The sequence below is a fragment of the Kitasatospora sp. NPDC004240 genome (assembly GCF_053603215.1).
Map to the genome: position 1 here is coordinate 77,555 of NZ_JBSGFD010000001.1, position 20,980 is coordinate 98,534.

Sequence of the window (20,980 nt, forward strand, 5' to 3'; positions counted from 1 at the left end):
TGCATGACTCTATGTGTCCATGTATGGTGATCGTGTCGCCAAGGGCATCGCCCGGGCCGCCAACTTCCGGGGGCAGGCCTCGGGTCTACGCCTACGACCCGAAGCTGCGCACGACCCGCGACCCGATCGGGACCGCCTCGACCGACCCCACCCTCGACCTCATCGTCCGCCGCCACGGCCTGACCGAGCGCTGAACCGTCCGGAGCCCCAACCGATGCCCACCCCCGCCATCCCGCCGACCACGGTCCGCGAGGCCTGTGCCGCCGACACCGCCGCATTCATGGCCGTGCTCGCGTTCGCCGACCCCCACCACCCCGACCCCTTCGGAGAGGCACGCCTGGTGCTGGCCTGTCCGCCCGAGCCGCCGCTCTCCCACCATCGGCAGCTCTTCCTGATCGCCGAAGCCCACGACGGCACCGTCGCGGGCGCGCTGCTCGCCGGTGTCCCGCGTTGGCTCCTCGAGCACCCCGGGATCGACACCGCGATCCTCCAGAACCGGCTCGTTGCTCGGCTCGCCATGATCCACGCCGTCGCGGTCCAACCCGATCACCGAGGGGCCGGAATCGCCCGGACGCTGATCCAGCACGCCGAGGCGCGGTTCGTGCACGCGGGCTACGGCCTGATGACGCTCAACCACGACCGCGACCTCGACGCCTTCTATCGGCACCTCGGCTACACCATCGGCGATCAACTCCTGGTCCACCTGCCCGGCGACCGGCTGATCGGCCAGGCCACCGACGACACGCGCATGTCTGCCAAGCCGCTTCGCCTGCCGGTGCGCCTCGCCGAGGTGCCCGGTGCCCCGGCCCGGATCGTCACTGGCCTGGTCCCCGGGGCCTCGCTGCCCGCCAGGGCGCGGTTCGACCCCGTCCGGCTGCGACTGCGCTACTGACTACCGACGACTGGAGTTGGTACGACTCAGAAAGCCCCCGCTGCCCAGGGCGCCGCGGTCCTCCACAGTCGGCGAAGCGTCAGCATCGCCCCGGGACGCCGTTGTGGCCAGCAACCGCTAGCCGTTTGGTGGGTCTCATGTCAGGACCGAGACGGCCAGAGCCCCACAGACCATGAAGGGGCCGAAGGCGAATTCATCGCCGCGCTTCGCTCTGCGCAGGATCCACTGGGCGAGAGCGTAGAGGAAGACGAGTACGAAGGCGGCGGCGAAGCCTTGGACAACGGCGGACCAGCCTGACCAGCCCAGGAGAGCGCCGATCGCGGGGGCGAGCTTCAGGTCTCCGCCACCGAGCGAGACGTAGGTCAGGAGCAGGTAGACGCCGGTGACCGCGACTGCGGCAAGGAGCGCCCGGATGAAGCTGCTCCATCCTCCGCTGAGCGCCCCACCTCCCAGGAGTGCGAGGGTCCCGATCACGGTGGGCCGGGTCAGGATGTCGGGCAGCCTGTGGACCGCGATGTCAACGAGGACCAGGGCCATCCCGCAGGCGGCGAACCAGTACTGCGCGGCCGCCAGCCATCCGGTCGATCCACTGGCCGCGATTGCCGCGAACGCTGCCGAGGACAGCACCTCCGGAAGGAGGCCGGCCGGAGGAAGCTGGTGGCCGCACGTGCCGCACCCGCCGCGGACCGCTGCCAACAGGGAGCCGGGGCGGGGAAGGAGCACCTTGCCGCAGGCGGGGCAGTGCCAGCGCGGAGCGTCGTTCTCGGCGACGGAGCAGGCGAACACCACAGGCCTGGCGAACGCGCCGACCGCGAGGCCGGCCAGCGACGCGATGGCGATGGTCAGGGCGTAGATCGGTCTGCTCTCCCCACGGGTCGGATGGCGGTCAGGGGCGTGTGGACGGTAGAGGGTGGCCCCGGGAGCTGGACGGCTCAGGCCGAGGCGATGCGGTCGGCGTCCATCAGCGCGTTGATCAGCGAAACCGTCTCAGGCGAGGAATCGCACCCGGACTCGACGGCGATGCGCGCCAGCTGCTGGGCGGTGCGTTCGAGCCCGGCCCGGTCGCCGGTCTCGCTGTACAGGGTGATCAGGTCCCGGTACAGCAGCTCGGACTGCGGATCGCACAGCAGGCCCTTGCTCGCGGCGGTCCCGGCGGCGCGGTAGTCGCGGACGGCGAGCCGGCGCGTCGCCAGCTCGTGGGCGACGTCGACGATCGCGGAGAGCATCTCCTGGATCGGGTACTCCGCCCATGCGTACTTGGACTGGTCGATGTCGGAGAAGGGACGGCCGCGGACCAGAGCGAGGGCGTGAGCCAGCGCGATGTCGGCCTCGGTTCCACTGCGGTGCATCCCGAACAGGTAGAGCTCCTGGAATTGCGTCCAGTCGCTGGTGACCTGGTCGTTGAATCCGTAGACGCCCCCGCTGATCGGCGGCAGATAGGCGCCCTGCGGGTCGTCGGGCGGAAGCAGCGGGTCGCGTCCGAGCCACGTCCGCAGCTTGCTGATGTTGGTGTTGCGTGTGTCGGCGAGGATGCGCTGGCCCGGCCAGATCGCCTCGTCGAGCTCGTGGCGATTGCTGCCGGGGTGCAGGACCAGCCAGGCGGCGATCTCGGTGAGGCCGTTGCGCCGGTTCGACTCGACCTTGCCGAGGGTTCCGATGACGTCGACCGACCCGAGCACGCGGATCTGCGGTGCGGCGGGCGGGTCCGGCGGCGTGTTGAGGGCGGCGAGCACGTTGGACGTGACCGCGGTGATCCGCGGAGTGAGGGCCGGCTCGGCGGGGAGAACGGGTCCGGCGACGGTCTCCTGCGCGAGCGCGGAGGCGCTGTCGTCGTAGCCGCCGGTCTGCTCACCCTCCTCGCTGCCGCCGTCCGGCCCGGCCTCGTAGAGCTCGGGCCCGGCCTGCTCCTGGAGAACCTCGTTGAGGGCTTCCTCGAACGGGTCGGCATCCGGATCGTTGCCGAAGTCGTCCTCCGGCTCGGGGGGCAGTTCCTCGTCCATGGACTCGTCCGCCGCCGGAAGGTGCGGGAAGGCGGCGCCGGTGACCGACGGTGCCAGCGCGCTGAATCCTGGTACTGAGGTGGCCAGCCCGGAGGACCCGGTGCTGACGGAGACCGTCACCGGCTCACTGCCGACCTCTTCGCTCTCGCCGTCCTGCTCGGCGACGGCCGCCGGAACCGCGTCCGGTGGAAGAGCGGCGCGGTCCGGGACACGGGAAGGGCCGTTGGGCTCCGGGGCACCGTGCGGCGGGTGGGTCCAGGCCGGCGCCGGAACGTCGTCGGTGCGGTTGGCGGTACCGAGCAGCTCGAGCAGCGGACCGTAGGCCTCGTCCTCCAGTCTCTGCAGGGTGATGGACAGGTCGAGCCCCGGAAGGACGATCGGGCCAGCGGGCGCGGCCGGCAGGGTCCAAGCACCGGGCAGGTCAAGGGCGTCGGCAGCGGACGTGACGACGGCGACCGCGGTGCGCGGCCGCGAGGAGAGCAGGTCGACCAGAGCCTCGGCTTCGGGTTCTTCGGGGGCCGTCGGCGAAAGGAGGATCTTCGGTGTCCAGGTGTCGCCGCCGTCGCCCAGGCGGGCCTCGAACAGACTGCTGTCTTCGCCGAGGACACCACGCTGCATCGCGTCGTGGGCGATGAGTTCGGGGATCGCCTCGGCCAGCGACGGCTTGTGGTCGATCCGGGCCGGGAAGGCACCCTCGAGCTCCTCGCCGAGACCGGACAGGATGACGGTGGCATCGTCCGCGAGCTGGGAGGAGCCGAGCTCGACCGCCAGGCCGAGCATGACGGCCCGCACCTCGGCCGGCGTGCCGTACAGGCGCAGCAGGCCGACGGCCTCGAGGTTCACCATGACCGCCTCGCCGTCCTCGGTCTCGCCGAGGCTCACGAGTGCGGGGTAGGGGGAGGTGGTGTCGCGTGCCTCGTCCTCGTCGAGGAGCGCGGCGCCGCGGGCCGGGCACCACCAGCGGTCGGGGTGCTCGTTCATCTCGGAGAACGGCTCGATCGGCGAGGTCGGTGCGGCCAGGTGCAGCTCGACGCCCCGGGCCAGGATGCGCGCGGCCTCGAGCTCCGGCAGCGCCTGCCCGGTGCGGGCGCAGGTGGCGGCGAGGGTGCGCAGGGCGTGGTCGATGAGGGAGAGGCTGCTGACATCGGCGGTGATCCGCAGCTGCTTCTCCAGGTCGGCGGAGGCACTATCCGCCACGGGCATGGGGATCCGGCGCTTGAACCGTCGACGTCGGCGCTGGATGGCACGGCGGCCTCCAACTGTTGCCAGGACGCTGGCGGCGAGCAGGCTCGTCGTACCGACGGCCATCTTGAGCATGGCGGTGTCTTCCCCGTCGTCGGTGGTCGAGTCGGCGTCCGCCGCGTCCGTATCGGAGGGGGCCGTGGGTGCGGAGGGCGTGGTGGCTTCCGCTGTTGGCGCGGTGGCCGGAGCCGCCTGCTGCGTAGGTGTGGCCGCCGGTGCGGGGGTGGCCGGCGCCGGGGATGGCGTGGCCTGAGAAGGGGCGGCCTGGGACGGCGCGGCCGGCGCCGGAGCAGGGTTGGTCGGCGGCGTGGGCGTGGCCTCGGCTGTGGTCGGGGTGGGACCGGCTTGCGTCGGCGCGGTGGTGGGCAGCTGCAGCGTCCAGCCGATGTTGATCTCGTCGGGGTCCTGGAGGGCCTGGCCGTCGGCCTGGACGTGACCCTTGTTCAGAGTGGCGATCTCCTCGAACCGCCCGGCATCGCCGAGTTCGTCCTGGGCGATGCCGGTCAGGGTCTCGCCGGCGGCGACGACGTGCTCGCGGTGGGCGGCCTCCAGGTGCGGGGCGGCGCCATTCTGGGCGGGCGCCTTCGCCTCGGCCGGCAGCCGCAAGGTCCAGCCCGGCTGCAGCTCACGGACGTTGCTGGTGGTTACGGCACCGTCGGGCTGGCGGACCCCATCGTTGAGCTGCGCGATCTCGCGCCAGCGAGTGCCGTCACCGAGGTAGTGCGCGGCGAGGTCCCACAGGGTGTCGCCGTGGACGACCTGGTGGACGGGACCCGACCAGGATCCCGCCGCTTCGGTGTGAGCGGTCGTCTGGGCGGTGCCGGAGGACTGGACTACAAGGGGAGCGGCAACCGTGGCGGCGCCGACCGAAGGCGCGGCGGCGAACGCCGCGCTGGTGGGCAGCAGCAGGACGACACCGGCGACGAGGCTCGCTGCCAGGCGCTGGGTGGCGCCCAGGACCCTGACGCGCGGCGCCTGCCGGTGGCGCAGCAGAGCGGTCGCCTCGACGGCGGTGGAGAAGACGAAGGACAGCCAGGCTCCCCAGCCCAGGAGCGTCAACGCGCCGAGGAACAGGCTTCCGTTGTCGGGGCTGGTCAGGGCACCGGTGACTTCGGCCCAGGTCGGCACGTGCGAGGGCAGGACCCCGGTGCGCCACAGAAGTAGGGGCACGCCGACGATCAGGGCGGGCAGGGCCACGAGCGAGGCCAGGCCGCGGACGGCGGCGGCCAGACGGGAGGCGGTTCTACGGGACACGGGCTCAGCCTCCCTGGACGATCAGCTTGGCCTGGCCGTGCCCGGTGACACTCCAGGAGCCGGGAAGGAACACCGGGGAGTAGTGCTCGGTGACGGACACGACGATGGTGCGGTCGTCTGCCCAGCCCACCGTGCCACTCACCCCCGCCTGGGACAGGTACTTGGAGGCGGCGGCCTGGGCGGCGTTCTTGTCGAGCCGGATGCCCCCGCCGGAGATCGCCATGCCGGCGTTGACGGCCTGCGCCCCGGTCCTCGCAGCCTCCTGCGCGGACGCCTCGGCATGGTTGAGGGCACGCAGCTTGCCGCCCCCGTCCACGACCAGTCCGACGATCAGGATGAGGCTGGCCGCGGCGACGGCGACGAACAGCGAGATGGCACCGCGCTCGTCTCCCCGGGGTGCGCGGTGCTTGAGGCGGGTGAGGGCGCCGGTCATCATCTTCCTCGGTACGAGTCGATCGCGCTGGTGAAGTGGGACGTGATCCGCTTGCTGCCGGGCAGGCCGGGCAGCGCCAGATCGGACAGGTCGACCTGGCAGGTGACCGTGACGGTCACACTCGCGGTCTGGCCGATGGCGGCGTTGAAGCCGCCGGTGGGCACACTCACGTCGACCGAGGAGCAGCGCAGTCCCTGGTCCTTCATGGTCTGCTGTGCGACGCGGCTGCCGGCCTGCTGGGCGGCGGACCCGCTGCGCTCAAGCGACGCGGCACGGGCGGCGTTGCGCGCGGCGGCGTCGACGGTGTTGTCGGCGATGTGCACCCGGCCGGCGGCGATGACCAGAACGAGGAAGCCGAACAGCAGCGGAGCCAGGATCGCTGTCTCCAGGCTCAGGCTGCCCCGGTCGCCGTGCGGTGAAAGGCTCTTCACGGCGCTCCCGTCAGACGTTCCCGGGCGGCGCTCGCGTGCTGGTTGACGGGAATGCTCAGTCCGGGGATCCATGTGTTGACCTGGCCTCTGACGGTGATGGTCACGGTGTTGCCGTCGCTGCCGGTCACGCTGCGCCCGCTGATGCTGGCGCCGGCCCGGTCCAGGAAGCTGTTGGTGACGGCTGTCCCGTCGCTCAGGCCCGCTCCCTGCACGCGGGCACGCTCGACGCCCCTCTGGGCGGCGGACAGGGCGACGTTGCGGGCGTGGTACCACAGGCCCGCCTGGATGATCGTGAAGATCATGAGCATCACGGCCGGGAACACGATCGCAAGCTCCAGGGACAGCGCACCGCTGTCCCTGGAGCAGGCGAGGGTCAGCCGACGGCGTGCCCAGGAGACCGGGCGAGGCATGGAGAACATCGCTCCCTCCTGGTTGAAGAAACGTTTCGGCTTGGGCTACTTGATCTGGCCGGTCTTCTCGGTCAGCTTCCCGGCGAGGAAGACGCCCAGGGCTATCGCGCCGACGACGAGACCGCCGACGAGGATGGCGGCCTCGATGGACAGGCCACCGCGCTCGCTCTTCTTCAGCTCGCGCAGGCGCTCCGCCTGGAGGCGGACCATGGCGACGAGAGACAGGACAATCGGGTCGGTGCTGAACATCTGCGGTGTACCTTCCAGTTCGGTTGAAACAGTGATGAGTAGTCAGCTCGCCACAATCCGCATGATTGCGGGGTACGCGACGAAGATGGACATGAGGATCACGAGGGCGCTGACGGGGACGATCATCTTTTCCGACACCGCGTTCGCCTCTGCCTGAGCGTCCGTCAGCAGAACCCCGCGCAGGCTCTTCGCCTGGGCGGCCAGCGTGGAGTACACGGCCGCACCCTGCTCACCGGCGAGCGCCATGATGTCGGCCGGTGCCCCGAGCTCGGGAACGCCGAGCTCCTCGGACAACTGCTTGAGGCCGTCCCACGGCGGGATGCCGGCGAGCTCCGCGCGGGTCAACGCGTCACGCACCCGGCCGAAGACCCAGCCGTCGCCGACGTCGGCCGCCTTGCGCAGGGCCTCGCTCGGCCCGGCGTCGGCCGCGCGTTCCAGACACACCAGCTCCAGGTAGGACGCGATGGCGTACCGGAATTCCTTGCGTGCCTTCTCCGCCTCGTCCTTGACGTTGATGTCCGGCAGGAGCCAGAGCAGCACGCCCATCACCAGGCCCGCGAGCGCGGGCACAGTGAACGGGAGGGACACGCCGACGAGCGAGAGCACGGCGATCGCCAGCGGCGGGAACATCAGGCCGATGATCGCGTAGCCGATCTTCTGCCCGACGTGCTGGGCCGGGCTGCGCCCGAGCAGATCGAGTTCCTGGCGCGGCAGGCGGACGAAGCCCTCGCCGACCTGCGCCAGCAGGCGGGCACCGAACACGTCCAGGAAGGAGTCCGCGGCCCGCGCGGCACGCGGCTCGAGGTTCTCCAGACGGCTGGCGTCGTTGCGGTGGAGGAGGTCGCCGAGATCAGCTCGGGAGCGGCTCAGCCCGGCGATGGCCACGGCCACACCGACGCCGAGGGTCACGCCGGCGATGATCGCGGGTGCGGAGGTGATCACGGCGCCTCCCCTGCGTCGGGACGGTCGGTGGCGGGTGCGAGGAACCTCGGCGCGGGCTCCGCGATCGCCATACGGCGCATCCACACCATGACGCCGATGAATCCTGCGGCCAGAAGGGTGAGTACGATCTGGCCCGTGAGGCTGCTGTACGGCTCCACGTACGCGCCGGAGAGCATCGCGAGGGCGAAGACAGCGAGGCAGAAGAGGCTGACCCAGCGCATGTTCGTCCGCGGCTTCTCGCGTTCCGCCTCGACCTTGCGCCGCATCAGGACCTCCTCGCCGACCTGGGCGGACAGGGCCTTGAGTGCGTTGCTGAGTCCTGCGCCGCGGTCCTTGACGTGCAGGATCAGTGGGGCGGCAACGCTGTCGGCGGCCGCGTCGTTCATCTCGTCCGCGAACGCCCGGTAGGCGATCTCGGCGCGCCATCCCGCCGCGAGACGGGACGCCAGCCGGGTGACCTCTGGTGTGATGAGCTTGGGAGCGCTGCGGACACTGCTGGCCACGGCCTGCTCGAGGGAGATGCCTGCGGTGTGGATGTCGCTCAGACGCCTCACCCACTCCTCCAGGGCCTCCAACCGCCGGATCTGTGCCTTGCTGCCCCGTCCGGGCTGAAGGATCCACGGCAGTCCGAACACGGCGAGGCCGGTCAGCAGACCGCCCATCAGCCAGGAGGTGAACAGCCACACGATCAGGGCGATGACGACCGCGGCGAGTGCCAGCGTCCGCTGGTTCGCCAGGCCGCTCGAGGGCCCCGCGCCGGAGAGGCCGCCGGCGCGGAACTTGCGCTCCAGACGGCCCGCAGGGCGCGCCGGGGCGGGGGCGCTCGTCCCGACGACGCCGGCGACGGTGAGGCAGAGGCCGCCGACGGCGACGGCGCCGGCCAGCGCGGCGACGATGGCAGTGGGGTTCAGGTTCACAGCTTGGTCACCGCCTTGAGCGGCTTCTCCCAGGCGCCCCAGGGCTGCTGAAGGAGCCGGCGGTCGAAGCCCGCACGCTCCAGGTCCGCCAGGCACTGCGGCGGCATGAGCGGCACGGCCCGCGGCTCGCGCCGGCCGGCCTCCTCTCGCGGGCCGAACACGGCCTGCCGGGACGGGCGGCCCTGCTCGCCGACACCGGTCAGCTCGACGATGTCGGAGACGAACCGGTGCTTCTTGCCGCCGATCGCCGTCTCGTCGACGAGCCTGACATAGACGATGAAGTCCACGGCGTTGGCGATCAGCCGGTACGCCAGCGCGTCGGTCATGCCGGTGCCCGCCTCCATGGCGAGCATCACCAGACGCTCGATGGCCATCTCGGCCGAGCGGGCGTGAAGCGTGCACATGCTCCCGCCTTCGCCTTCATTCATGGCGTGGAGCATCGGCAGGACCTCGCGCCCGCGGACCTCGCCGACGATGACCCGGCGAAGGCTCATACGCAGGGACTGGGCGAAGAGTTCGGACAGGGTGATCTCGCCGACCGCGCGGCCGTCCGGGCCGCGCTCGCCGTTGCCTTCACGCCCCTCGAGAGCCACGACGGTCGGGCCGTTCGGGTCCTCGTGCAGCCACAGCTCGTACTCGCTCTCCAGCGTGCCTACGCGCTCCGTCGACGGGATCTCCGCCGCCATGGCGCGCATAAGGGACGTCTTGCCGACGCCCTGCGAGCCGACGACGATGATGTTCTTCCGCGCCACGACCGTGGCCTTCAAGAACTCCACCAGGACGGCGTCGATCGTGCCCCAGTTCTTCAGATCCTCCAGGCCCTGCGAACGCGTGCGGTGCCGGCGGATCACGACCTCCGGCTGAGGGGTCACCCAGGCGGTGGCCGCCAGACGGGATCCGTCGCCCAGACGGGTGTTCAGCATCGGGGTCGCGGGCGTGAGCGACCTCTCGCCCTGCCCCTGGGTGCGCACGAGCTGGTTGATCAGCTCGATCAGCGCGGCATCGGACTCGGCGATCCGGGCGACACTCCGCGAGGGCCGGTCAACGTAGTCGACACGGACCCGGTCGAAGCCGCTGATGGTGATGTTCTCCACGCCCGCGTCGTCCAGCAGCGGCTGCAGCCGGCCAGCCTGGAAGAGCTCGTCGAACACCGCCCTCCGGATGGCGTGCTCGTCCTCACGGCTGAGCGCCCCCTGCGCAGCCGCATGACCGGTCGCCCACGTGCCGACGACCTGGTTCACCAGACTCTGCCCGCGCTGCATCCGGTCATCCGCGGAGAGACCGGGCGTGGTAGCGGTCTCCTGGGCAAGGAGATCCGCGACCTGCTGCCGCAGCTCGACGATCCGGGCGTAGTCCACGGGCAGGACACCGGACGCCGGATCGGAGGCGGACGGCACCGAGACGGCAGCCGGCGAAACCGAGCGAGCGGCCACTGCAGGCACCGGACCGGCGTCGCCCGGGGCCTGCAGTGGCCACACCGGACCCGACCCCTCCTGCAGGGCCAGCTTGAAGCGCGAGGTCCGCGAGGGCGTGCCACCGCCAGCCTGGCTCGGAGCGAGCGTGTCAGACATGCGAAACCTCCTCGGTGGGGACGAACGACGGCCGGGGGGCGAGCTGGGCACGGCGACCGGTCGCGGCCACGGTGATCGGCTCGTGGGCGCTGCGGGCCGCCCGCATCAGCGACGTCATCGCGAAACGGCCGCGCACCTTCCCGCCGACCGTGAGCGCATCGGCGGTGTCCAGGTCGAACGGCAGCGCGGCGACGACCGGCACACCCAGCTGCGCACTGATCTCGGAGGCCTTGTAGGGCCCGTCCTCGATGAGCAGCAGTCCCAGGGCACCCGAACCCGTTCCGTGACGGTCCAGGTCCTCCCGCAGCGTCTTCACTACAGGCGCGGCTGCCGTCAGCGACGGCGCCGTCCCGCGAACCACCAGCAGCACCATGTCGGCCCGGCGCACCAGCACCGCAGGCGAGTTGACGGCACTCAGACGCGACGACGACTCGACCACGACGCGGCCCGCGTCGACGATCACATCGAAGGCGTCCTCCTCCATCACCCGCATGAGCCGGTGCAGCGCATCCCAGGTGCCGGTCAGGGACGAGGCCTGCGCGGGATCGGTCAGGCCGGGCAGGAGAAGCCGGTGCCCCGCCTCGTCGAACGACACCAGGTGCTGCTCGAACACGTCCGGGAGCGTGCCGGTGCGGTCCGCGGCCGCCAGACGGTGCAGACCGATGGACGCGGTGGTGCCGCGGCCCTGCAAGTAGCCGGTGCGGATGCTGCCGCCGGCCGGGTCGCACTCGGCGAGCAGCGTCCGCTTGGGCGCGGCCAGCGCGAGGGCAAGCGCCGAGCAGGTCACCCCGGAGCTCTTCGCTGACACGAGGGTGATGAACGCCATCAGTTCTTGGCCTTCAGCACGATCGCGACCCGCCCAGTCGAGGCCCAGGACGCCAGAGCGGGGCTGTCGACGGGGGAGACGGCCAGGTCCACGACGCGGGCACCGTTGGTGTCCGCGTCGCCGATCCGCACGACCACGGCCGCGATCGTCGCCGGCTGGGTCGCGGGCTTGTCGTCGTCCTGGCGCGGGGTCGCCACCACCGTCACCGCGTCACCCGACTGCAGGTTCCCGGCCGGGAGCTGACCCGCCTTCGCGAGAACACCGACCGTGTCCTTACCCTTCGTGATCGGCTGCCCCCCGCGCACCGACTTGTCCGTCACCAGCGTGCCGGCCGGCAGATCGGCTGCCGCGACCTTGCCCAGAATGTCGTGGCTGCGGGTCACAGGAACGGGGTGCAGCGCCGGGTCGGCGACGACCTCGGCCGCGACCAGGTCCGCCGAGGTGATCACCTTCCCCTCGGGAATGTCCTCCTTCACCGCAATGACGGACACCCGCTCGCCGGCCTGGTTCACCGCGTACGCCGCGCCCAGACCGCCTACCGCCGCCAGCGCCACACCGATCGCGACGAACGCGGGGCGCCGACTGCGCCGGGGCGCGCTCTCCGTGATCGGCAGGGCCGCCACCGGCCGCTGCTTGGTGTCCTCGGCCGCGCTGGTGCGCGACCGCGTACTGCTGCGTGCCATCAGGTCATTCCTTCAGGGAGTGGAACTGGCTTGCGACAGTGAGGGTCTGAGCCCGCTCACTGGGTGTTGAGGACCTGAGCCTCGGCGATCGCGGTCGAAGTCGTCGACGTGCGATCGGTCAGGATCTGGCCGCGCTGCCCGTCGGTGGACGTCCAGTCGACCGTCCAGGTGCTCGTCGCGGTGATCGTGTAGCTGCCCGACCTGGTGTAGGTGTGGCCGCATTCCGGCGCCTGCGTCCCATACGAAGGGTCGTACGCCTTGCCGGGGCCGGTGCAGGTGACGGACGAGCCGTCGCCGAACTTCCACACGATCTTGGAGACGTGGGCGGTCGCCTTGACCGAGATGCCGGGGGCCGACGCCTCAGCGCTCTTCGGGCCCCAGGTGGTGTCCGAGACGTTGTTCCACACCCAGACCGGCAGCCCCACCAGCGACTTGGCGCCCGGCTTCGGGGCGATCCCGATGTCCGCGCCCTTCAGCAGCATGCTGTCTACGGCGCGCTGCGCAAGGACCGCCGGCGCGACCATCCCCCCGTAGCCGGGCGGAGGCGTGCTGAGGACAGTCACCCCGTTGCGGTTGGTCCCCGGCGAGGTCGAGTACGGACAGGTCACCTGGTATGCCTTCCCGTAGACCGGCCTTGGGCCCTGCCAGACGGGATCGTCGGCCGGCGGCTGGGGGTCCATCAGCGTGTAGTAGCAGCTGTCGAACGAGTTGAACCAGCCCAGCCCATCGCGGTAGCAGGGAACTTCCTTGGAGCCAGCGAAGCACTTGGCGGCAGCTCCGCCTCCGCTGTTGCTGCCCCCACCGTTGTTGGTTCCTCCGTCCTTGCTGCCGCCACCGCCTGCGTCGACGACACAGTGAGGGGACAAGGGAGGACACTCCACCCCTCCCTCCGCCAGTGCCGGAGCGGCAGCGGCGCCGAGCATGACGGCCAAAGCCAGCAGCAGGGAAGCCATCACCCCGCGATGCGTCAGCACGTCTTATCCCGATTGATCGTCGACTCCATGACGACCCAGCGTCCGGCGTAGATGCGCAGGCTGGAGGTCTGGACATAGGGCTGGCTGGTACCGGTGAGCTTGGCCGGTGCCCCTGTCGTCTTGTCGACGGGCAGGAAGTTCGAGGCGTCGACGCAGTCCTCGACGGTTGCACGGTTCGGGGTGCCGGACAGGTCAATCGCCGTAACCTTGGGTGTGAGCTTCGGCTCGCCCTTGAGGATCAGATTGTTGTCCTGGTAGTAGACGGCGCTGGCCTTGATGTCCGCGAGCGCCTTGTCGCCGGCGTACTGCTCGAGGTCCACGTCCTTGAGGGACCCCGAGGCGAACGCCTTCACCTCCGCTGCCCACATCCCCCGATAGGCCGCGAGCACCGCAGCCTCGGGCGAGGCTGTCTGGTTCCCAGAGGGCGAGGCCGAGACGGATGATGAAGGGGAGGAGGAGGATGATGAAGGGGAGGAGGGCGTGGCAGCCTTGGCACCGCCCCCGGACTGGCAGCCCGCCAGCAGAGAGACTGCGGTGGCCGTTGCCATGAGGGCCGGGCCGACGTCCCGTATTCGCATCTTCCTGGTGAATGTCACTGGGATACCCCTGGTTGAGTCACGGTCAGTCGATGGATGGTGTGGACACCGCCTCAGCGTCGAGGTGGAGGCCGGCCCGGATCGAAACGAGACAGTTGGATGGGGTTTGGCAGGCTACGTAGCGGCCCTGCCGGGCGTCACCTGATTTTCTGCAGGCGAGACAGCCGAAGCAGCCGCCAGGAAGCGCGGGCACCTGTGCACCGCAGCGCATCAACGGGCGATGCGCGCATGGCTGATCACATACGCCAAATCGCCTACCAATCCCCAACGTGAGCACCCCCCTTGCACACGCGGCGCCGTCCCAAGGGCGGACACCAGCGCCACAGTTCCGGCCAGTTGGCCGAAGCGTGACCTTTCGATCATCCACAGTAGTCGCGCCTACTGTCAACTAAAGTGATCGGTGAAATGCACGTGGCCGATCCGTCAGGGACGACGTTGGTACAAAATTCATCACGGTGGTTCCCCGGGCAGCGGCCGCGTCGTGCGGGGCACCGACGATGGCTTCTCTGAGCCTTGCCGCGAAGCTCACCTACCTCTTGCGCCGGCGGCGCGGCCCCGACGGTGAGCTTCCCTCGAACCACCTCCTGTCCCGCGAGTTCCGGGCGCTGCCCGGCTTCAAGCGAGGCGGATCGGTCGGGCAGCTGTCCAACCTACGATCAGGTACTGACGACAACCCGACGGTCGCCACCGTTCAAGCGCTCGCCACGATCCTCGACACCCCAAGCCCCTTCCTCCTCCACGGATGGGACGACATCGACGTGCTGTCCCTCGTGGAGCAGGACCCCGGGGTCCGGGAGGTGGTCAGACATCTCGAAGGGCTGCCACCATCAGAGATGGTCGCGGTCCTGGACTACGTCCGGAAGCGTCGTGTCATGTCCGGCCTCGCACCGAAGGTTGCCCCCGTCCGCATCGCCGAGGAAGTCGACTCCGGTGACACCGGCCGCCACCGGCGACGCCGCACGGCATCGAGTTCACGACGGCCTTCGCCGCCCACGCACCCATCCGCATCTACCTGCTCGTGTACCTCGGCTACGTCTTCGTGACCAGCTGCGAGCTGGCCTTCATGTGCGGCAAGAGCGCGACCCTCAACTGGCCGGACCGCCCATGGTCCTCGATCGGCTACGGATCCTCCGCTGCGGCGGCCATCGCCGGCATCGGCTACGCGATCTCCAAAGGCGGATACCTCATCGCCTACACCGCCGCTGCGCCGTGGTCTCTCGGCCCCGAACATGGCCATCCCCTCCTCGCCGAGACGGCCTCTCCGCCCCTGACCGGGATCATGCCAAAACGCCGCGGTGCTCTCCGGCGAAACCGGCCGGAGAGCACCGCGAGGGGGAGCTCAGATGGTGAGCTTGGACGGGACGAGTCTGCCGAACGGGCCGGGCGCGCCAGCGGGAGCAGCGTGGGCCACGCAGCAGCAGACGACCGCGCCGTTGTTGAAGGTCGCCCGCAGCCCGAACGGGAGGGCCCCGGTGGTGCTGCTCAGCGGCTTGACGAAGCGCCGTCGCTCTTCGTGCTGCTGCGTCAGCGCCCGGACCAGGTGGCGCTCGACGGCGGTCAGTCTCGTCGGTCCTCGCCCGGGAAGCGCCGGTGCGCGCTGAGGCGGGGCGGGGTTCCGGGCGGGCTTCGGCGCTCATCCGGAGGGTTATGTGGACGGGCGGCTGCTGCCGCGCGCAGGGTAGGGCGGGGGCCGGATCGCACCGGCCCCCGCCGCGAGCGCAGTCAGGCGCGCTGGCGGTCCATGCGGCGGCTCGTCAGGCCGCGCCTTCGCAGCGGGTCGTGCCGCTGCTCCTCCACGGGGACCACCGTGGTGATGGGGTCGGTGCCCTCGGCGAGCTGATCGAGGCGGACCCAGTAGGGCATCACCCAGCGGGTCGTCTGGCCGCTGCGGCCCTTGCCGATCCGGAAGCGGCGGAAATGCCCGCAGCGCTGGTGGGGGGCCTGCTCAATGCCTGAGGGGATGCCGTTCCCGTCCTGGACCCGCCCGGCGGCGCGCCGGGCGGCGTGCAGTTGGGGGCCGATGCGCCAGCCGACCTCGACGAAGAACGGGTCGCGGTTCCTGCCGACCCGGCGGCGCTGTTTGCGGGTGGGGGCGATGACCGGCGGTTCGGCCAGCTCGCGGTTGTCGCAGCACAGGTAGATCAGGATCGACAGGGCGGGGCGCAGCATGTCCTCGAACAGCGCCATGACGGCGCGCGGGCTCTGCTGCCGGGCCCACACCGCCTCGGCGCGGGAGGCGGCGAACGAGACGGCCTCGCTGACGGTGAAGCGGTCCCGGCCGGTGGGGATGTTCATGCGGACGTAGGTCTGGTCGGAGACCTCCCAGGTCTCCGGGTCGAGGAGGTCGATGACGAACAGCAGGCCCAGGCCCTCGGTGTCCTCGTCGGTGTAGGTCACCTGCTCGGGCTCCTGGTTGAAGCCGAAGACGTAGAAGCCGCGCACCAGCCCCTCGACGCTCCCGTACCGCACGGGCCACGGCTCCGGCAGGACCACCAGAGGGTTGATGTGGGGCAGCTGGTCGAAGAGGTTGCCCGGAAGCTCCTCCGATGTGGAGCGGTAGAGCTCGGCGGCCAGGTGCTGGTTCAGGTCGTAGGTGACGCGTCCGCGCCGCGCCCACAGTCGGTAGATGCCGATGTGGCTGGCGACGTCGATCACATCGGCCTGCTGGAGGGGCGTCAAATCACGCGGGGGCGTGTACTGCAAGGTGATCGGCCGCCCGGCGGACATCTGGTCGAGCTTGGGCAGCACCCAGTGGTGGTTGCTCCGCAACTGGTTCTCGCGCTGGTCCAGCTGAGCGACGAAGACCTCGCTGATGTCGCGGCTCCTGAGCGCGCGGGCATGCCGTCCGTTCATCGAATTCCCCCATGAGGTAGCCGCCGACTGCCGACAGGGCCGGTGGGCGGCCTGGTGGGCGGAACTCCGCCCACCAGGCGCGGCAGTGGGTGTGTGGCGGTGCGGGGCCATAGCCCGGCCGCAACCAAAAACTAACTCATAGAGTTAGACAATTTCAAGTGGCTGCGGCGATGGGCACGAGGAAGAACTCCGGGCGTCCGGTGCCGCGATCCGCAGGGGCGGTCCGGCAGCGCCGCGAACAGGGCCAGCGCCACGGCGCTCAGCGGGGTGCCCCGCGCGATCGGCGGTGCCAGCGCCGATCAGATCGCGGCGAAGGTCTCCGGCGACGACGGATTCCCGGAGGGGCCGCCCCTGGCCTCGTCCACGCAGTTGGCGAGCTCTGCATCTGTGGCCCGGTCGTTCAGGCCGCGGCCGCGAGCAAGGGCCGCGGCGGTGGTGGCCAGAGCCGCGCGGTTGTGCCAGCGGCACAGCAGCCCCGACGTTCCCGGCCGGTGCAGGTGGCGGGCGGTTCCGATCGACCCCTTCACCATCATCCTTCTCTCTGGTGATCGCTGCGGCCGTGTCGCAGCCGGTCGGCGCCGGATCGCGGTCGCGGTCGGGTGCGGTCAACGATCGCCGCCCGTTGGTGCGGCGGATGGGAGACCGCCGGCTGTTCATCCTCCGTCGGCGGGTCGGCGTGCGGGCAGCGCCGGGTGCGGGCCGGCGGTGACGGACGGTCGGCCGACGCTGGGGGTGTTCTCCAGCCACAGCGAGCCGAGCGCGGCAAGCGCGGTAGCCGCTGCAGCGTCCTCCCGGCCGTGCAAGAAGTCGCCGGGCAGGGCCGGGGCGACCGGCAGCGCCCTCTGCCCGGTGGCCCGGGCGAAAGAGTGGGCGAAGCCCCTGCGCCAGTGGCGCACAGCGGCAGGCCTCTCCTTCGGGCCCATCAGGTACTCGGCCTCGTCGCGGGAGGCGAGCTGGCTGGAGTAGACCCGGGCCCAGCGTGCTGACAGGGCGTCGACCAGGTCCAGGGCGTCGGGCAGCAAGGCGGCGAAGCGGGCAAGCTGCTGGATATCGCCACGCAGCTCCAAGTCGGTGCGCCCGTACCCGGCGCGCATTTCCACCTGCTCGGTGGTCTCGCTGGTCGCGCGCAGCCGGCCGTCCACCAGCTCGTGGCCGGTGTCGACGGTGTGCTCGGTCCACTGCGGCCGCCTCACTGGGGTGAGTTCGAAGTAGACGCCGAGCTGGATGGCGAGTTCGCGTCGCTCCGGGCCGCGGCGGGACGTGTCCAGGAACTCGAAGTCGACGGTTCCGTCGCCAAGCGGGCCGGTGCGGATGAGGCCGACCTGCCGGACCTGGCGGGGTCGCACGTCCCGGAACGGGGCGGTAGGGGTGGGGTTGGCGCCGGTCTGGTCGTGCGGGACCAGCTCGGCGTCGAAGACCTCCAGCTCGTCGGCGATCACCGGTTCCTCCAGATCTGGGGGGCTGCCAGGTATAGCCGCTTGATGGCGGCCTCCTGCTTCACGGGGACGTCGGGCATGGCTGATCCAGCTCTTCAGGTGTGGTGGCGGACAGGGGCGGTGGCCGGAGGCCCGGTGCACCGCCCCCGCTGGCTCAGGCTGCGATCGTCGTCGTGACGACCTCGTGGACGGTGCGCGCGGCGAACACGCGCACCGGCACCGCACCGGCGGGCCAGGTGGCCACGTGCCGATCCTGGGCCGCCATCGCGGCGAGCATGGCCACCAGAAGCTCGGCTGTTGCTGCCCGCTCCGGCTCCGACGAGCCAGGGCGCCCGTGGGCGATGGCGTGCGTCAGCTGCGCTCGCAAGCCCTCCAGGAAGCGGTTACGCACGGCCACGAAGCGCTTGTCGCCCTCAGCGGCCTTGGCATCGACGGCGAGCAGAACGGGCCGGTGGTCGGCGTACAGGCAGAAGAACGCCTCAACGAGGTCGGTGGCCGGGGACAGGTCCAAGCCGCCCCAGGCTGGAGCGGTCCCGGTGAGCGCGGGGTGCGCGGCGGCGGTCTCGGCAACCTCCTCGGCCAGGACGTGCAGTGCGTCCTCGACGCCGCTGAAGTACTGGTAGAAGCTCGCCGGAGACGTCTTCGCCGACCGGGCAACGTTGATGACGCTCAGGTCTCGGAAGCCGGAGGCATCGAGCTGGGCGGCGAAACTGTCGAGGAGGGCGCGCCGGGTGCGCTGGCCGCACTTGCCGACAGCGCGCCCGTCTGCGGCCATAAGGGTGTTCGTCATCATCTCTCCGAAGTCACAAGGCAGTCCACGTGTGAGCTGCGCATCCGATGGGGAAGGTGTGGCGGATCAACGCCTTCAACCTACATGAACACATAGAAGTAAGCAATATTGATTGCTGGTTGCCCGCACACTCAGAAGGGCCACAGGGGCGGCCGGGTGCGGGTCGGGTACAGCAGGGGGTGCTGCTGCTGCTCCGCGATCGCCCGTTCGGCTCGCTCCCGGGCGGTCTTCGCGAGCTGCTTCGGATCGCCCAGCGAGTTGCCGCAGGACACCACCACCGCCCGCCCCAGGCGCCACAGCTGCGCATTGACCGCGCAGCAGGCCGAGTTGAGGGGATCCAGGTCGTTCAGCCACCAGCGGTAGTCGGCCGGGCTGCGCCCGTGCAGGCGCAGGGTCGCGGCGGCGGCCCGGGCCATCGTGCCCGTCCCCGCGCACGGTTCGAGGAATTGCGCCCCGAGCTCCAGGTCATCCGGCAGTGCGACCTCGGCGGTGGTGTCGGCGGCTCCGGCCGGGGTGAAGAACTCCCCGGTCTTCTGCCGCTCGCCGTAGCCGCGCATCTGCTGGACGAGCCGACCGAGCAGGTCATCGGACTCGCAGCGGGCCACGTCGCTGCAGAACTCCAGCATGCCGGCGCGCACCAGGACGCGGGTGTAGTCGCCCAGGCCGCGCAGGTCCTCGCCACTGGGTTGGGCGAGCCACGCGTGCAGCGGTGTGGCGGCGTCCGCCAGGGCGGGGTTGTAGGCCCACAGCGAGTTCCAGACGGCGCGCAGGGCATCGACCAGTTCCTCGTCGTTCAGGGGGATCGGCAACTGGCCGTAGTCCGGGCCCCCGGCCCGGCTCGGCGCGGCCAGTGCGAGGCCGGCCAGCGCGCCCAGGGCGATGGGTAGATCGCCGGCGCCGCCGCGGTTCTCCAGCCACCAGGCGCGAGCCGTTGCGGCGATGTCGCGGGCGTGGTCGCGGCCGTCTTCGGGCGCGAGGGTGCGGCGCATGCTGGCGGGAGGGATGCCGTACAGGGTCACAGAAGGCTCCGAGGCAGGAGTGGAGAGCACATGGCAGCGGCCCGACGGACACGTCGAACGCGCCATGAAAATACAGTTACACATAGAGTTGTGCAATGTTCTTTGGGTGGGGAAGGGCCGCGAGGGCGATCGTCGTCCTGGAACGCTCAGCCCGTGAACGGCCCACCGGCAGGAGGTACCGAAAGTTGCCCGGGTGCCGAACCTTGCGGGCTCCGAGGTGGTCCAGCGCCTCGTTCACCCACTGCCGGGCGTCTTGTCCGGGCGAACGCGGCGGTGCACCGAGGCGCAGGAGGCGACGGGCGACTCCCTCTGCCCCCCGGCTCCCCGCCGGTCAGCTTGGCCCGGGACCTCGCGGTAGCGCGCAGGTTTGCAGATTCCCGGTGGCGGTAGGGCAGGAACCCGCACGCCCCGCCACCGCTGTGGCGGCCTGGCATGCAGGTTCCTCAAAGTGGCTGACGGTCGCTCGGGGCTGGTACAGGGCTCGCCAGTGGTGCTGCCTGAGGTGGTAAGCGTCGCGGTCGTGCGTGGTCAAGGTGGTGACTGCGAGGAGCGTGGCGAGACCAGGGGCGGTCAGCCGGATCAATGGGAAGGGTCCCCTTCCTGCTGTCGCTTGCGCCTTTCCTTCGCCCACCGGGTTCTGCCCTGTGGGCTTTGCCCGCAAGCGCAGCCGCAGGATCGCCGTCCTGGCCAGGGCGAGAATCGCGCAGGTCACGTGCCAGTGCCAGGAGGTCCAGCGACGGACCTGGTACTGGCCGAGCCCGGTGATCTGATTGGTGATTTCTCGTCGATCTTCCAGCAGGACTCCGGCCCTCACGGCCGCCTCGGTGACGGGGCCGGTCGCATGGGCGTGGACGGGGAGGTACGCGTACTCGTCGTCGGTGCGGCCCTCAGTCTCGGGTGGAGTGGACCAGCAGCTTGGAGGCGTCCATAGGTTCCCCGGTCGGCCACCATCCGCGTTCTTTTGTATCTGGCCCTCAGGTGTCCGCACTACGAAAACTCACGCACGCAACATCACAAGGATGAATTTCTGTAGCTCTTCACTTGCTTCGCATTGGCGCTTCGAACGGCTTCCGGCATCCTGATCCGAAATCTCTCCCAAGAGGCAGCAGAACGTGAACCCTGATTCATTCTCGGCAGACTTCCTGAACAACATTGTTACCATCTGCGTCGTCGTTCTCTTTGCGAAGTTCGCGACTCACCGTTCCCGTGACTACGCATCGGGTGGAACCCGGTGGCACAGTTCCCCCGTGTTGTGGCACGTCGCCTGCATTGTCTGCGCATCGACCAGCCTCGTCTGTGCGCTGGTCGCGATCGACCAAAGGAGTGGATCGGGCGGGGTTCGGTACACGGCAGCGGGGTTCCTGGCCGTTGGGTGCGCGATCATGATCTCGGATAGTTTCATCCAAGATCGAAAGCGCAGGCAGGTGGCCAGCTGCCTGCAAGGCGAAGAAAAGTCAGGTGA

The 20,980-nt window shown here is 70.3% G+C and carries 21 protein-coding genes; 3 read left to right on the top strand and 18 right to left on the bottom strand.

The window, feature by feature from the left end:
- The first annotated feature begins 23 nt into the window (after window positions 1–23).
- Window positions 24–194, top strand: a complete 171-nt coding sequence (locus tag ACWEQL_RS00375) for a hypothetical protein (RefSeq protein WP_452147871.1) — start codon at window positions 24–26, stop codon at window positions 192–194.
- Window positions 195–214: 20 nt separating this feature from the next.
- Window positions 215–892, top strand: a complete 678-nt coding sequence (locus tag ACWEQL_RS00380) for a GNAT family N-acetyltransferase (RefSeq protein ID WP_452147872.1) — start codon at window positions 215–217, stop codon at window positions 890–892.
- A gap of 135 nt (window positions 893–1,027) precedes the next feature.
- Here the strand turns inward: ACWEQL_RS00380 and ACWEQL_RS00385 are convergent, their stop codons facing one another.
- From ACWEQL_RS00385 to ACWEQL_RS00445, 13 genes are all read right to left on the bottom strand, one after another.
- A complete protein-coding gene (locus ACWEQL_RS00385; protein ID WP_452147873.1) occupies window positions 1,028–1,519 on the bottom strand; it encodes a prepilin peptidase in 492 nt (163 codons plus the stop codon).
- 305 nt (window positions 1,520–1,824) lie between these two features.
- Entirely contained in the window at window positions 1,825–5,388 is a 3,564-nt protein-coding gene (locus ACWEQL_RS00390) for a LysM peptidoglycan-binding domain-containing protein (RefSeq protein WP_452147874.1), read from the bottom strand.
- 4 nt (window positions 5,389–5,392) lie between these two features.
- Window positions 5,393–5,824, bottom strand: a complete 432-nt coding sequence (locus ACWEQL_RS00395; RefSeq protein WP_452147875.1) for a TadE/TadG family type IV pilus assembly protein — start codon at window positions 5,822–5,824, stop codon at window positions 5,393–5,395.
- Entirely contained in the window at window positions 5,821–6,252 is a 432-nt protein-coding gene (locus ACWEQL_RS00400) for a TadE/TadG family type IV pilus assembly protein (protein WP_452147876.1), read from the bottom strand. Before ACWEQL_RS00400 ends, ACWEQL_RS00395 begins: the two co-directional genes overlap by 4 nt.
- Window positions 6,249–6,671, bottom strand: coding sequence for a TadE family protein (locus tag ACWEQL_RS00405; protein WP_452147877.1), 423 nt, complete (start codon window positions 6,669–6,671; stop codon window positions 6,249–6,251). The genes ACWEQL_RS00400 and ACWEQL_RS00405 overlap by 4 nt, the downstream gene beginning before the upstream one ends.
- Before the next feature lie 36 nt (window positions 6,672–6,707).
- Window positions 6,708–6,911: a hypothetical protein gene (locus tag ACWEQL_RS00410; RefSeq protein ID WP_452147878.1), complete on the bottom strand. Its 204-nt coding sequence runs from the start codon at window positions 6,909–6,911 to the stop codon at window positions 6,708–6,710.
- Between the two features lie 42 nt (window positions 6,912–6,953).
- Window positions 6,954–7,853, bottom strand: a complete 900-nt coding sequence (locus ACWEQL_RS00415) for a type II secretion system F family protein (RefSeq protein WP_452147879.1) — start codon at window positions 7,851–7,853, stop codon at window positions 6,954–6,956.
- The gene (locus ACWEQL_RS00420; protein ID WP_452147880.1) at window positions 7,850–8,770 is read right to left on the bottom strand and encodes a type II secretion system F family protein; all 921 of its coding nucleotides are present in this window, start codon (window positions 8,768–8,770) and stop codon (window positions 7,850–7,852) included. Before ACWEQL_RS00420 ends, ACWEQL_RS00415 begins: the two co-directional genes overlap by 4 nt.
- A complete protein-coding gene (locus tag ACWEQL_RS00425) occupies window positions 8,767–10,341 on the bottom strand; it encodes a CpaF family protein (RefSeq protein WP_452147881.1) in 1,575 nt (524 codons plus the stop codon). The genes ACWEQL_RS00420 and ACWEQL_RS00425 overlap by 4 nt, the downstream gene beginning before the upstream one ends.
- Window positions 10,334–11,167: a hypothetical protein gene (locus ACWEQL_RS00430; protein ID WP_452147882.1), complete on the bottom strand. Its 834-nt coding sequence runs from the start codon at window positions 11,165–11,167 to the stop codon at window positions 10,334–10,336. Before ACWEQL_RS00430 ends, ACWEQL_RS00425 begins: the two co-directional genes overlap by 8 nt.
- Complete coding sequence (locus ACWEQL_RS00435) at window positions 11,167–11,850, bottom strand: SAF domain-containing protein (protein WP_452147883.1); 684 nt, start codon at window positions 11,848–11,850, stop codon at window positions 11,167–11,169. The genes ACWEQL_RS00430 and ACWEQL_RS00435 overlap by 1 nt, the downstream gene beginning before the upstream one ends.
- 56 nt (window positions 11,851–11,906) lie before the next feature.
- Window positions 11,907–12,803, bottom strand: a complete 897-nt coding sequence (locus tag ACWEQL_RS00440) for an ATP/GTP-binding protein (protein ID WP_452147884.1) — start codon at window positions 12,801–12,803, stop codon at window positions 11,907–11,909.
- A 14-nt stretch (window positions 12,804–12,817) separates the two neighbouring features.
- On the bottom strand, window positions 12,818–13,144 hold the full coding sequence (locus tag ACWEQL_RS00445; RefSeq protein WP_452147885.1) for a hypothetical protein: 327 nt from the start codon (window positions 13,142–13,144) through the stop codon (window positions 12,818–12,820).
- A gap of 773 nt (window positions 13,145–13,917) precedes the next feature.
- Between ACWEQL_RS00445 and ACWEQL_RS00450 the strand changes: the two genes are divergently transcribed.
- Window positions 13,918–14,463, top strand: coding sequence for a hypothetical protein (locus ACWEQL_RS00450; protein ID WP_452147886.1), 546 nt, complete (start codon window positions 13,918–13,920; stop codon window positions 14,461–14,463).
- Between the two features lie 679 nt (window positions 14,464–15,142).
- Here ACWEQL_RS00450 and ACWEQL_RS00455 read toward each other — a convergent pair.
- The 5 genes from ACWEQL_RS00455 to ACWEQL_RS00475 form a co-directional block, all read right to left on the bottom strand.
- Window positions 15,143–16,273 (bottom strand): hypothetical protein, encoded by a 1,131-nt coding sequence (locus ACWEQL_RS00455; RefSeq protein ID WP_452147887.1) that lies wholly within the window; start codon window positions 16,271–16,273, stop codon window positions 15,143–15,145.
- A 299-nt stretch (window positions 16,274–16,572) separates the two neighbouring features.
- Complete coding sequence (locus ACWEQL_RS00460; RefSeq protein ID WP_452147888.1) at window positions 16,573–16,806, bottom strand: hypothetical protein; 234 nt, start codon at window positions 16,804–16,806, stop codon at window positions 16,573–16,575.
- A 120-nt stretch (window positions 16,807–16,926) separates the two neighbouring features.
- Entirely contained in the window at window positions 16,927–17,712 is a 786-nt protein-coding gene (locus tag ACWEQL_RS00465; protein ID WP_452147889.1) for a hypothetical protein, read from the bottom strand.
- 151 nt (window positions 17,713–17,863) lie between these two features.
- Window positions 17,864–18,502, bottom strand: coding sequence for a TetR/AcrR family transcriptional regulator (locus ACWEQL_RS00470; RefSeq protein WP_452147890.1), 639 nt, complete (start codon window positions 18,500–18,502; stop codon window positions 17,864–17,866).
- A 128-nt stretch (window positions 18,503–18,630) separates the two neighbouring features.
- The gene (locus ACWEQL_RS00475) at window positions 18,631–19,518 is read right to left on the bottom strand and encodes a hypothetical protein (protein ID WP_452147891.1); all 888 of its coding nucleotides are present in this window, start codon (window positions 19,516–19,518) and stop codon (window positions 18,631–18,633) included.
- Window positions 19,519–20,980: the final 1,462 nt, after the last annotated feature.